This window comes from Methylobacterium sp. A54F (assembly GCF_053346035.1).
Window position 1 is genome coordinate 166929 of the sequence record NZ_JBKFBF010000003.1, and the last position, 12817, is coordinate 179745.

At 73.4% G+C, this 12817-nt stretch carries 10 protein-coding genes; 5 read left to right on the forward strand and 5 right to left on the reverse strand.

Annotated features, from left to right (window positions below; all coding sequences use genetic code 11):
* Window positions 1-150: 150 nt before the first annotated feature.
* Window positions 151-447 (forward strand): FAD assembly factor SdhE, encoded by a 297-nt coding sequence (locus ACLBXP_RS07050; RefSeq protein ID WP_447666881.1) that lies wholly within the window; start codon window positions 151-153, stop codon window positions 445-447.
* A gap of 143 nt (window positions 448-590) precedes the next feature.
* Window positions 591-4238: a transcription-repair coupling factor gene (mfd, locus tag ACLBXP_RS07055; RefSeq protein WP_447666882.1), complete on the forward strand. Its 3648-nt coding sequence runs from the start codon at window positions 591-593 to the stop codon at window positions 4236-4238.
* Window positions 4239-4360: 122 nt separating this feature from the next.
* Here the strand turns inward: mfd and ACLBXP_RS07060 are convergent, their stop codons facing one another.
* Window positions 4361-4693 carry a hypothetical protein gene (locus ACLBXP_RS07060; protein ID WP_447666883.1) on the reverse strand — a complete coding sequence of 111 codons (333 nt, stop codon included), beginning with the start codon at window positions 4691-4693 and terminating at the stop codon, window positions 4361-4363.
* A gap of 179 nt (window positions 4694-4872) precedes the next feature.
* A complete protein-coding gene (locus ACLBXP_RS07065) occupies window positions 4873-6156 on the reverse strand; it encodes an AMP-binding protein (protein ID WP_447666884.1) in 1284 nt (427 codons plus the stop codon).
* Between the two features lie 440 nt (window positions 6157-6596).
* Between ACLBXP_RS07065 and ACLBXP_RS07070 the strand changes: the two genes are divergently transcribed.
* Entirely contained in the window at window positions 6597-7400 is an 804-nt protein-coding gene (locus ACLBXP_RS07070; RefSeq protein ID WP_447666885.1) for an invasion associated locus B family protein, read from the forward strand.
* A gap of 102 nt (window positions 7401-7502) precedes the next feature.
* Here the strand turns inward: ACLBXP_RS07070 and hspQ are convergent, their stop codons facing one another.
* Window positions 7503-7841 carry a heat shock protein HspQ gene (gene hspQ / locus ACLBXP_RS07075; RefSeq protein WP_447666886.1) on the reverse strand — a complete coding sequence of 113 codons (339 nt, stop codon included), beginning with the start codon at window positions 7839-7841 and terminating at the stop codon, window positions 7503-7505.
* 58 nt (window positions 7842-7899) lie between these two features.
* Window positions 7900-8949: an HpcH/HpaI aldolase/citrate lyase family protein gene (locus tag ACLBXP_RS07080; RefSeq protein WP_447666887.1), complete on the reverse strand. Its 1050-nt coding sequence runs from the start codon at window positions 8947-8949 to the stop codon at window positions 7900-7902.
* A 236-nt stretch (window positions 8950-9185) separates the two neighbouring features.
* Here ACLBXP_RS07080 and ACLBXP_RS07085 point away from each other — a divergent pair, with 236 nt between their 5' ends.
* Window positions 9186-10397: a patatin-like phospholipase family protein gene (locus ACLBXP_RS07085; RefSeq protein ID WP_447666888.1), complete on the forward strand. Its 1212-nt coding sequence runs from the start codon at window positions 9186-9188 to the stop codon at window positions 10395-10397.
* Window positions 10398-10413: 16 nt separating this feature from the next.
* Here ACLBXP_RS07085 and ACLBXP_RS07090 read toward each other — a convergent pair whose 3' ends face one another.
* A complete protein-coding gene (locus tag ACLBXP_RS07090) occupies window positions 10414-11622 on the reverse strand; it encodes an FAD-dependent monooxygenase (protein ID WP_447666889.1) in 1209 nt (402 codons plus the stop codon).
* A gap of 145 nt (window positions 11623-11767) precedes the next feature.
* Here ACLBXP_RS07090 and ACLBXP_RS07095 point away from each other — a divergent pair, with 145 nt between their 5' ends.
* Window positions 11768-12742 carry a quinone oxidoreductase family protein gene (locus ACLBXP_RS07095; RefSeq protein WP_447666890.1) on the forward strand — a complete coding sequence of 325 codons (975 nt, stop codon included), beginning with the start codon at window positions 11768-11770 and terminating at the stop codon, window positions 12740-12742.
* Window positions 12743-12817 lie beyond the last annotated feature (75 nt).

Here is a 12817-nt window from a genome sequence, read left to right on the forward strand (position 1 = left end):
CCGCGAAGAACCGGGGACGATCTGCCGCTGGGCGGCCGCGCGGGGCGGCCGCCTATATGGGACCGGCGCCCGCGCCGCGCACGGCCCCTTGCAATCCCCCGCTCCGAGGATCAGGGGATGCCCGGATCATCGCATCACAGGTTTGGCCCCATGTCCGGCACCACCCGCACCAGCGCGGATCTCGATCCGCGCCGCCGCCGCACCCTCTACCGGGCCTGGCACCGGGGCATCCGCGAGATGGACCTGATCATGGGCCGCTTCGCCGATGCGGAGATCGGCGGCCTCTCGGAGGCGGAGCTGACCACCTTCGAGGGCCTGATCGAGGTGCCGGACCGCGACCTGTTCCGCTGGCTCACCGGCGAGGACCCGACCCCGGAGAACTACGACACGCCCCTCTTCCGCCGCCTCAAGGCGTTCCACCACCACGACGCGCCGATCCACGGGTGAGGCGCGCACGCCTGCCGCCCCGCGCCTGAGACCGGGGCGCCCGCCCGCGCGGGCTCCCGTTCCGCTCCCCACGGGACGCGGCGCGGGCAGACCCGCCCTCAGCCAAGCCGACGTCGCGACGGATCACGAACGAACTCGACCCGATGGCCAAGCCCGCACCCAAGCCCCCGACCGCCCCGAAGCCGCAGACCGCCCGCTTCGCCCTGCCGCGATCCGGCCCCCTCGCCCGGGCCGTCGAAGCCCTGCGCCGGGGCGAGGACGCGACGCTGGCCAGCGTGCCGGACGGGTTCGACGCCCTGGTGGTGGCCGACCTCGCCCGCGTGCTCGCACAGGGGGTCGGCGAGAAGGCGTTCGAGGGGCCGGCGGTGCTCGTCCACGTCGCGCGCGATTCCGGGCGCTCCAACGCCTTCCAGACCGCGCTCCGCTTCGTCGCGCCCGAGATCGAGGTGCTGAGCGTGCCGGCCTGGGACTGCCAGCCCTACGACCGGGTCTCGCCGAACGCCGCCATCGCCGCGCAGCGGATGACGGCGCTCTCCCGGCTCGCCCGCTCGCGCTCCTCGGAGGAGGCGCCGCGCATCCTCTGCACCACCGTCAACGCCCTGGTGCAGCGGGTGCCGCCGCGGGACCGCATCGCGGTCGAGACCTTCTCGGCGGCCATCGGCAACGTCGTCTCGATGGACACGGTGACGGCCTGGGTCGAGGCCAACGGCTTCCTGCGCACGGGCACCGTGCGCGACACCGGCGAGTACGCCGTGCGGGGCGGCATCCTGGACCTGTCGCCCCCGGGCCTCCCGAACCCGATCCGCCTCGACTTCTTCGGCGACACCCTCGAATCGATCCGCGCCTTCGACCCGGAGACGCAGCGCACGGTGGGCAGCCTGCGCTCCCTCGACCTCGTGCCGATGAGCGAGGTGCAGCTCACCACGGAGACGATCCGGCGCTTCCGCCAGGGCTACATCCAGAACTTCGGCGCCGCGACCCGCGACGACCGCCTCTACGAGACGGTGAGCGAGGGCCGGCGCTACGGCGGCCTCGAGCACTGGATGCCGCTGTTCTACGAGCGCCTCGACACCCTGTTCGACTACGTCGCCGGCGTGCCGATGGTGTTCGACGCGCAGGTCGGCGACGCCGCCGACGAGCGCATCGCCCTGATCCAGGACTATTTCCAGGCCCGCGCGGACGCCCTCAAGACGCCGCAGAGCGGCATCGCGCCCTACAAGCCGCTGCCGCCGCGCGCCCTCTACCTCACCCCGAACGAGTGGCGCGAGCGGGTGGCGGCCGCGACGGTCGTCCGCCTCAGCCCCTTCGCGGAGCCGGAGGGTGCGGGCCGCCTCGTGATCGACTGCGAGGGCCGGCAGGGCCGCAGCTTCGCCCCCGAGCGGGCGGACGAGGCCGCGAGCGTCTTCGACGCGGCGGTGGCCCATATCCGCGAGCTGCAGGGATCCGGTCATCACGTGATCCTGGGATCCTGGTCCGACGGGTCCCGCGACCGGCTCTGCGGCGTGCTCACCGACCACGGCCTCAGGAAGCCCGTGGCGATCACCCGGCTCTCGGACGTCTACGCGCTGAAGCGCGGCACCGACGCGGCCGTGGCGGTCTGGGGGCTCGAGGCCGGCTTCACGGCGGGCCAGCTCGCGGTGGTCTCCGAGGGCGACATCCTCGGCGACCGGCTGGTGCGCCAGAAGCGAAAGGCCAAGCGCCCGCAGGACCTGATCCTGGAGGTGCAGGCCCTCCAGCCCGGCGACCTCGTGGTGCATGCCGACCACGGCATCGGCCGCTTCGTCGGGCTCAAGACGATCCACGCGGCGGGCGCCCCGCACGACTGCCTGGAGCTGCAATACGCCGGCGGCCTGCTGCTGCTGCCAGTGGAGAACATCGAGCTCCTGACCCGCTACGGCTCGGAGGATTCGGAGGTCGCCCTCGACCGCCTCGGCGGCGGCGCCTGGCAGGCCCGCAAGGCCAAGATGAAGCGCCGCATCCTCGAGATGGCCGGCGCCCTGATCCGGGTCGCGGCCGAGCGCTTCGTGAAGCCCGCGCCCCGGCTCGCGCCCCCCGAGGGCCTCTACGGCGAGTTCGCCGCCCGCTTCCCCTTCGAGGAGACCGAGGATCAGGCCAACGCCATCGACGCGGTGCTCTCCGACCTCAACGCGGGCCGCCCGATGGACCGGCTCGTCTGCGGCGACGTCGGCTTCGGCAAGACCGAGGTGGCCCTGCGCGCCGCCTTCGCGGCCGCGATCTCGGGCCGCCAGGTGGCCGTGGTGGTGCCGACGACGCTGCTCGCCCGCCAGCACTACCGCACCTTCGCGGAGCGCTTCAAAGGGCTGCCCGTCGAGGTGGCGCAGCTCTCGCGCTTCGTCTCCGCGGGCGAGGTGAAGCGGGTGCGGGCGGGGCTCGCCGACGGCACGGTCGACATCGTGATCGGCACCCACGCGCTGCTGGCCAAGAACATCGCCTTCAAGGACCTCGGCCTGATCATCGTCGACGAGGAGCAGCATTTCGGGGTGAGCCACAAGGAGCGGCTGAAGGCGCTGCAGGCGGACGTGCACGTGCTCACCCTCTCGGCGACGCCGATTCCGCGCACGCTGCAGCTCGCCATGACGGGGGTGCGCGAGCTCTCGATCATCGCGACGCCGCCCGTGGACCGGCTGGCGGTGCGCACCTTCGTGATGCCGTTCGACCCGCTCCTGGTGCGCGAGGCGCTGCTGCGCGAGCGCTACCGCGGCGGCCAGTCCTTCTACGTGGTGCCGCGCATCGAGGACCTCGCCGAGGTGAAGCGCTTCCTCGACACGGAGATGCCCGAGACCAAGGTGGCGGTGGCCCACGGGCAGATGGCGGCGGGCCAGCTCGAGGACGTGATGACGGCCTTCTACGAGGGCAAGTACGACGTGCTGCTCTCCACCACGATCGTGGAATCGGGCCTCGACATCCCGACCGCCAACACGCTGATCGTGCACCGGGCCGACATGTTCGGGCTCGCCGCGCTCTACCAGCTCCGCGGCCGCGTCGGCCGCTCGAAGGCCCGGGCCTACGCCCTGTTCACGACGCCCGCCAACCGCCAGCTCACGGTGCAGGCCGAGCAGCGCCTCAAGGTGCTGCAATCCCTCGACACCCTGGGCGCCGGCTTCCAGCTCGCCTCCCACGACCTCGACATCCGCGGCGCCGGCAACCTCCTCGGCGACGCCCAGTCCGGCCACATCAAGGAGGTAGGCTACGAGCTCTACCAGCAGATGCTGGAGGACGCCGTGACCGCCCTCAAGGCCGGCATCGCCGAGCCCACCGAGGAAGCCTGGTCGCCGACCATCGCCCTCGGCGCCCCCGTCACGATCCCGGAGGACTACGTCGAGGACCTCACCGTGCGCCTCGGCCTCTACCGGCGCCTCTCGACGCTGGAGAGCGACGGCGACCTCGAGAGCTTCGGCGCCGAGCTGATCGACCGCTTCGGGCCGCTGCCGCCGGAGGTGGAGCAGCTCCTCAAGATCGTCACGATCAAGATCCTGTGCCTCTCGACGAACGTCGAGAAGGTGGAGGCCGGCCCGAAGGGCGTCGTCGTCCACTTCCGCGACCGGTCCTTCGCCAACCCCACCGGCCTCGTGAGCCTCGTGGCCGAGCAGGGCTCCTTCGCCAAGGTGCGGCCCGACATGAGCATCGTCTTCATCCGCGAGCTCGACACCATCCCCGAGCGCCTGAAGGTCACGACCGAGGTGCTGCGCGCCCTCGCGCGGATTGCCGCGAAGGCCGGCGGGAAAGGGGAGGGCAAGACCAAAGGAGAGGGAAAGACCCGGGCGGCCTGAGGTACGCGACGACGCCCGCGGGGCGGGCTCGGGGGCGAGAATGCGGTGTCTCGAAGATCCGAAGGGTCAGCCCGTTGCGAGCGTCGGCCCGCGACGGCGCCGTGCGGGCAGGCCGCCCGCCCTCAGCGATCCGGCTCGTTCAGGACGTAGGGTCCGATGCGGCTCTCGAGGTCGATGCGGGCGCCGTGGCGGCCGCGCAGGGCCTCGTCGACGATGATGACCGGGATGCCGGCCTCGCGCATGCGGCCGGCGAGGCGCTCGAACGCGTCGCTGCCGCGGGCCGGCGTCTGGAGCAGGATCGCCGCGGGCCGGGCGATGACCGCCAGCACGTCGTCGGCAGCCTCGACCGAGGCGGTGACGCTCGCGTAACCGAGCTCCGCGAGCTCGGCGGCGAGGGAGTTGTCGACGGCCCGGAAGCCGTCGTCGACAACGAGAACCTGTTGCAGCGCACTCATAAGCTTGAGCGGTACCCCATCGAGCGTCCCCTGGGAAGGGACCGATGCAATAACCTGCGACGCGGCGTTTGGTTCGCCGGCGAGATTGCAGTGCACAGATGCGGGACGGCGGCTGAGCGGGGGATGAACCGCGGGGCGGCGCGGCGTCCGCCGAGCCCCTGGACTATGCCCTCGCGGCGTCAGGCTTCGGCGATGCCGGAGGCGGTGCCGGCGAAGAGGGTGGGGCGGAAGCGCGTCGGCTGCCAGGCCGCCGGATCGGGGGCGCTCTCGTTGCGCTGCAACGGCGCCGCCTTGCAGGCCTGGCCGCGCAACGCGAGGCATCCGTCCGCCTCGCGGCGCAGCTGCATCAGGCCCGGCGGCAGGGGCGCGGTCTCCGGAGACGCCAGCACGAGGGCGAGATCGGTGGCGCCCCGGGCCGCGCTGAGCACCGCGGCCTCGCCGAGGGCCAGCACGTCGACGGGCAGGGGGCGCGGCGGCCCGCCGGGCAGGGGCGCCCGCAGGGTCCGCTCGGTCAGCCGGGCCGGCGCCCGATGGACGAGGCTGACCGTGCGCAGGCCCTCCGGCAGGCCCGGGGCGCCGGGATGCGACGCCGCCGCGAGGCTCCCCTCCAGGAAGGCCGGTGCGACGAGGTGGGCCGTCCCCGGGCGGGCGAGGGCGGCGGCGAAGGCGGACGCCTCGAAGACCGGCAGGGTCTCGAGGCTCGCCCCCGCGACGAGGGCTGCACCGAGACCGGTGACGAGGCCGGGCAAGCTCGCGGGCGGCACCAGGCTCAGCAGGCGCTCGCCGGGCCCGATCCGCGCCGCGATGAGGTGGACCGCCACCGCCGCGAGGAGCGCGTCGCCGGGCCGGTGCATCGGCCGGCCCGGGTCGCCCCCGGCGAAGCTGACGAGGCCGCCGCCGGTGTCGGAGGCCGGCGCGCCGCCGCGCCGGTCGAGCGCCATGGCGTCGAGGTTGATCACGCCGTCCGGCACGTCGGGCCCGAAGGCGGCGATGAAGCGGAGGCGGAAGGTGCTGACGGCCACGCGGCAGAGCCGCTCCGCCGGGCGGACCTCGCCGAGGCGGGCCTGGGTGAGGACGGCGGCGATCCCGGCCGCCTCGATGCCCGCGGCGAGCTGCGCCTCGTCCCAGGTCAGCGGCAGGGGGCAGGGCACGTGCCCGGCGGCCTCGACGGCGAGGTGCGCCACGAGGCCCTCGGTGCTGCCGGGCAGGTGCAGGCCGATGCGGCTGCCGGGCGCCAGGCGCCAGTCGCGCAGGCCGCAGGCGAGGCGGGAGACGACCTCGGCGGCCGCCGCGTAGGTCCAGGTCATGGCGGGCCGGCCGCTCCAGGCCGGCTTGTCGGCGGCGTCCAGGAGGGCGATCCGCTCGGGGTGGCGCCGCGCGGTGGCCGCCAGCAGCGCGCAGAGGCCGGTGCGGCGCAGCGGCAGCTCGGGCTCGGGCGCCGGTTCCGGCTCCGTTCCGGCCAAGGTTGCGTCCGCAACGGTCCGTTCGAGAACGGGCCGGCCGCGGCGCGCGGGATCGGCGGCGAGGGGGGTCAGGGAAGCGAGCGCCGACACCTTGCGCGACTCCGAAGGGCCCGCCGAGGCAGGGATTCCTCAGGGATGGCCGCTCAAGGTTAACCGAGTCCTAATCGGCCGATCGTCCGGGAAGCGCTCCGCACGGTGCCGGTGTCATGTCTTCGCCTCATTCCCGGGGAAAGCAGCACGCCCGATCGTTCGAGCGGAATCGAGGGGCGCCGCGCCATCCATGCGCGCCGCGGGTGGGTGGCCGGGTCCTCAGAGGGTCGGCGGCCGCTCCGCAGCGCGTCGGCCGAGACTCCCGCGGACGGTCCGTCCCGGCAGGGCGCGCCTCGAATCCGCGTCTCGTCCTTCGTGATTCCAACGCACTTCCCAAGGGGTCTGAGCCGATGTTCCTCGCCAACCACTCAGCGCGACCGCAGGCTGCGCGCGCCACCGGGGCGCGCCTCGCGTCGGCCGCCCTTCTCGCCGTCCTGGCGGCCGGCCCCGCCCTCGCGCAGCCGAAGAAGCCCGCTCCCGCGGCCCCGGCTCCGGCTCCGGCCGCCCCCGCCCAGCAGCAGGCGGCGCCCGCCGCCCCGGCGGCCCAGGCCGGCAACGGTCCGCAGATCGTCACCGTCAAGTCCGAGCCGAGCCAGGCCGACTGGACCAAGGTCTGCGGCAAGGACCAGAACACCAACACCGACGTCTGCTACACCACCCGCGACTTCGTCTCCGACCAGGGCCAGCCGGTCCTCGCGGTCGCCGTCTACGAGATGAAGAACGCCCAGACGAAGCAGGAGGTGCGCGTGGTGCGCTACCTGCTGCCGCTCGGCCTGCTCCTGCAGCCGGGCATCCGCTTCACCGTGGACGGCCAGCAGCCCACCGCCGGCAAGTTCGCGGTCTGCTTCCCCAACGGCTGCTTCGCAGAGGCGGGCGGCGTGGACGCGGGCGTGGTCGCGGCCATGAAGAAGGGCAGCACCCTTAACGTCTCGGTGCAGAACCAGACCCAGCGCGAGGTCACCTTCGCGGTGCCGCTCGCGGGCTTCGGCAAGGCCTTCGACGGGCCGGCCGTCGACCCGAAGGTGCTCGAGGAACAGCAGAAGAAGCTCCAGTCCGAGCTCGAGAAGCGCAGCGAGGACATGCGCAAGAAGCTGGAGCAGGGCCAGGGCGCCGCGGCTCCGGCGGCCGGCGCGACGGCGGCGCCGAAGCCGTAAGGCGCCCCTCGGGCGCTGACTGTCTAGGAAACGAGGCCGGACCGAAAGGTCCGGCCTCTCGTCGTTTCGGGGGAACGGGCGGGCCCTCGGCTCCCTCGGCCCTCAGTTCGCGGTGCGGTCGCGCATCCGGTAGGTGCCGCTGGCGTCGCGCTCGAACACGTCCGGGATGCCGGCGTGGCGCAAGGCCTCGCCGGAGGTGTCGGGCAGCAGGTTCTGCTCGGAGACGTAGGCGACGTACTCGGTCTCGGCGTTCTCGGCGAGCAGGTGGTAGAAGGGCTGGTCCTTGGAGGGCCGCATCTCCTCGGGGATGGCGAGCCACCACTCCTCGGTGTTGTCGAAGACGGGATCCACGTCGAAGACGATCCCCCGGAACGGGTAGATCCGGTGGCGCACCACGGCGCCGAGGCCAAACTTCGCTGTTCTCACGCGGTCTTCGCTCATGATGCGCCACACTTAGGCGCCGCCCGGCGACTTGTCATCGCCGGGCGGAGCAGGGCGGTCAGCCGAGGTTGTACACCTTGGCGAGATCCGGATCCTTGGCGGCGACGAGGCGCGCGAGGTCGACGATGACCTTGGCCTGCTTCCAGGTGGCGTCGTCCTGCATCTTGCCGTCGAGCATCACGGCGCCGGTTCCGTCCGGCATCGCCTCGACGATGCGCACCGCGAAGGCGACCTCGGCGGGGTCCGGCGCGAAGACGGTCTTGGCGATGGCGACCTGGTTCGGGTGCAGCGTCCAGGCGCCGGCGCAGCCCATCAGGAAGGCGTTGCGGAACTGGGCCTCGCAGGCGGCCCCGTCCGAGAAGTCCCCGAAGGGCCCGTAGAACGCCTTGATGCCGTTCGCCATGCAGGCGTCGACCATCCGGGCGATGGTGTAGTGCCAGAGGTCCTGCTGGGCCGAGGCGCGGGGGGCGTCCCCGGCCGGGTCGGCGATGACGCGGTAGTCCGGATGGCCGCCGCCGACCCGGGTGGTCTTCATGCCGCGCGAGGCCGCGAGGTCCGCGGGCCCGAGGCTCATGCCGTGCATCCGCGGGGAGGCGGCCGCGATGGCATCGACGTTGGCGACGCCCTCGGCGGTCTCGAGGATCGCGTGGACGAGGATCGGCTTCTCGACGCCGTGGCGGGCCTCGAGCTGGGCGAGCAGCTGGTCGATGTAGTGGATGTCCCACGGCCCCTCGACCTTCGGGACCATCACGACGTCGAGCTTGCTGCCCACGGCGCCCACGATCTCGAACAGGTCGTCCAGAATCCAGGGCGAGTTGAGGGCGTTGATGCGGGTCCAGAGGCCCGTGCCGGAGGCGGCGAAGTCGGTCTCCTGCGCCATCCGGACGAAGCCCTTCCGGGCCGCCTCCTTCTGGTCCATCGGCACCGCGTCCTCGAGGTTGCCGAGCACCACGTCGACAGTCCGGGCGAGCTCGCCGACGCGGGCGCGGACCTTCTCGTTGTGGGGCGGCACGAAGTGGATCATCCGCTCGAGGCGCACCGGCAGCTCGCGGAACGGGGCGGGCGCGCCGGTGGCGAGCGGCTGGAAGAATCGGCGCGGCAGTTTCATGGCGTGGCGTCCCCTCGGGTCAGGTCGGCGCGGGCCGCATCGCGGACGGCCCCTCGCGGCCCCGCTTAAGCGCGGCGCAGGCCAGCGTAAAGGCGACACGCAGCGTTGTGCGCTGCCGCACAGGCGTGACCCTGGGTCCACTGTCAAGCCCGCCGAAGGGGGAACTGGCGAATCGAGCCCACGTTCTCCACGCAAGGCGGGCGGGACACGACCAGAATCAGCCAAGGACGAGAGCCATGTCCGGATCGATTCACCGGCACCTCCTCGCAGGCGTCGCAGCCCTGTTGATCGGCCTGCCGCAGGCGGCTTCCGCCGCACCGGAGCGGGCCCGCGGCGAGCCGGCGCAACGCGTCGCCTTCACGCCCGGCGAGGCGGCGGATGCTCGACCCGAGGGCCTCGCGGGACCGCTTCGCATCGCGGGCGACGACGTCGCCGCCTTCCAGTCGCTGATCGACCGTGCGCCGGCCGCCGGCGACCCCTGGCTCGTGATCTCGGGCGGCGGCGAGAACGGAGCCTACGCGGCCGGCCTGCTCGCGGGCTGGAGCGCGGCCGGGGACCGGCCGAGCTTCGGCGTCGTCACCGGCGTCTCGACGGGGGCGCTCATCGCCCCCTTCGCCTTCGTCGGCCGGGCCGGGGACGGGCCCCTGCGCGAGGCCTACACGACCATCTCGGCGGCCGATGTGTTCGAGTTCGGCGCCACCGACGAGGCCCTCACCGACACCTGGCCGCTCAAGAAGCGCATCGAGAAGGCGGTGACGCCGGCCCTCCTGCGCGCCGTGGCGGCCGAGAACGCGAAGGGCCGCCGCCTTCTCGTGGCGACGACCGAGCTGGACACCGAGCGGCCGGTCCTGTGGGACATGGGCGCCATCGCGCAGAAGGGCGGCCCCAAGGCGCTCGCCCTGTTCCGGGAGATCGTGCTCGCCTCCTCGGCGGTGCCGGGCATCTTCCCGCCGGTGATGATCGGCGCGGTGGCGGGGGACAAGCAGTTCCAGGAGATGCACGCCGACGGCGGCACCACGGCGCCGTTCTACCTCGCTCCCAAGGCCGCCCTGACCGGTGCCAGCGCGCTCCGGATCCCGGCCCGGACCGTCTACCTCGTGGTCAACAACAAGCTGACCCCGTACTTCCAGATGGCGACCCGCACCACGCTGAGCGTCCTCGGGCGGGCCCTGTCGGCGGCGATCAAGGCCCAGACGCAGGACACTTTGGCCCTCGCCCAGGGCTTCGCGGCCCGCACCGGCCTCGACCTGAAGGTCGCCGAGATCGACGGGCGCTTCCCCCAGACCTCGGACGCCCCCTTCGACCAGCGCTATATGCAGGCCCTCTACGCCCACGCCGAAGGTCTCGGCCGGAGCGGCACCGCCTGGCAGAGCCGGCGCCCGCAGGACGGGCTCGACCTCGCCACGGCCTCGGCCGGCCCCGCGCCGCGCGCGGTGGCGGGCCGCTGACGGCGTGGCGGCCCGCTCAGCGGGCCCGCATCAGCTCCGGGGTGCCGAGGCGCGGCAGCACGCCCTCGCGCATCACGGCGCGTCGCAGGGGCCCGAGCGCCTGCATGGCGAGGAGGCCGGCCCCGCGGAGCGCATCGACCGGCAGGAGGCCGGTGAGCAGGCTGCGGTTGAGGAGATCGACCGCGGCGGTGCGCAGCATCGCGTCCGTGCGCCGCGAACGGGCGAAGCCGGACAGCGTCCCGCGGCCGCCCGGATCGCGGCCGTGGCGGGCGGCCTCCGCCACCACGTCGCGGAGGGCCGCGGCATCCCGCAGGCCGAGGTTCAGCCCCTGTGCGCCGATCGGCGGGAAGACGTGGGCGGCCTCGCCGATGAGGGCGAGGCGGTGGCCGACCGGGCTCGCGACCGAGAGCCCGCGCATCGGCACGAGGCCCCGGGGACCGTCGATCCGCATGGCTCCGAGAAGATGCTGCGCCCGCGCCTCGACCGCCGCCGCAAGTTCGGCCTCGGAGGCCTCCGCGAGGCCGGCCGCCCGCGCCCGCGCCATCACCCAGACGAGGCTCGAGCGGTGGCCGCCCGGCAGGGGAACCAGGGTGAAGGGGCCCTCCCGGGTGTGGAACTCCGTCGAGACGTCCCGGTGCGGCCGCGCGTGGGCGAGGATCGTGGTGAGGGCGGCCTGCGGATAGGACCAGTCCCGGGTCGCGATGCCCGCGGCCGCGCGCGTGGGAGAGCGGCCGCCATCGGCCCCGACCACGAGGCGGGCGGTGATCGATCCGCCGTCGAGCGTCACGGCCGCCTCGGTCTCGCCGGCCAAGAAGCCGGTGGCGTCCCGCTCGATCAGGGTGAGGTTCGGCTCCTCCCGGCTCACGGCCCGCAGGGATCCGACGAGGCGGGCGCTCTCGACGTTCCAGCCGAAGGAGTCGAGCCCGATCTCGCCGGCGCGGAACCGGGCAGGCGGCGGGCGGAACAGGCTGCCGGTGTCGTCGACGATGTGCAGCTCGGCAAGCGGCGCCGCGTGCGGCAGGATCCGGTCCCAGGCCCCGAGCGCCGCCAGGAAGCGCACGGAGCCGTCGAGGAGCGCCACGGTGCGCCCGTCCGCGACCGGCGCATGGCGCCCGACGAGGGCGGTGGGCACGCCCGCCCGCGCCGCCGCGAGGGCGGCCGCGAGCCCGGCCGCGCCCGCGCCGACCACGGCGACCTCGAAGCGGGGCAGGGGGGCATCGGGCACGGGCAGGGGTCCTTGCTGACGGCTCGGGGGTTGTCGGCGCCTCGGAGATGTAGTGCGCCCCGGCCCGGCCGTCCCGAAGGCGTCTTTGCGCCGCAGGCGCGGACGCCTATGTCCGGGGACCCTATCGACACGCAAGGAGTCCACGATGCCGAAGGCGATCCGGGTTCACGAGTACGGCGGCCCCGAGGTGATGGCCTACGAGGACGTGCCCCTGGCCGAGCCGGGCCCAGGCCAGATCCGGGTGCGCCAGGGCGCGATCGGCGTCAACTTCATCGACATCTACTTCCGCACCGGCGCCTACAAGGCGGCGCAGCTGCCGTTCACCCCCGGCAAGGAGGGCGCCGGCACCGTCACGGCGGTGGGCTCGGGCGTCACCGACTTCAAGGTCGGCGACCGGGTCGCCTACGGCTCGGGAGAGGGGACCTACGCGGAGGAGCCGGTGATCCAGGCCGCCGCCGCCGTGCACGTGCCGGACGGGGTGGACGACGCCACCGCGGCCGGCATGATGCTCAAGGGCCTCACCGCCGAATACCTCCTGCACCGGACCTTCAAGGTGAAGGCCGGCGACACGATCCTGTTCCACGCCGCGGCCGGCGGCGTCGGCCTCATCGCCTGCCAGTGGGCGAAGCACCTCGGCGCCACGGTCATCGGCACGGTGGGCACGCAGGAGAAGGCCGAGCTCGCCAGGGCCCACGGCTGCGACCACGTCATCCTCTACCGCGACGAGGATTTCGCCGCCCGCGTGCGGGAGATCACGGGCGGCAAGGGCGTGCCGGTGGTCTACGACGGCGTCGGCAAGGCGACCTTCCCGGCCTCCCTCGACTGCCTCGCGCCGACCGGGACCTTCGTGAGCTTCGGTGCGGCCTCGGGCCCGATCGACGCCTTCGACATCGGGATCCTCGCCCAGAAGGGCTCGCTCTTCGCGACCCGCCCGACCCTGTTCACCTACGCGAGCCAGCGCCCGGTCCTGGACGCCATGGCCGAGAACCTGTTCGGGGTGGTGACGCAGGGCGCCGTGAAGATCCCGGTCAACGCCCGCTACCCGCTGGCCGAGGCGCAGCAGGTGCATCGCGACCTCGCCGGCCGCGAGACCACCGGCTCGACGGTGATGGTGCCCTGAACCCGAGCGCAACGGGATGCCGTGATCCGCGGATCCCGGCATCCCACCCTCCCGGCATGACAGGATCCCGGAAGA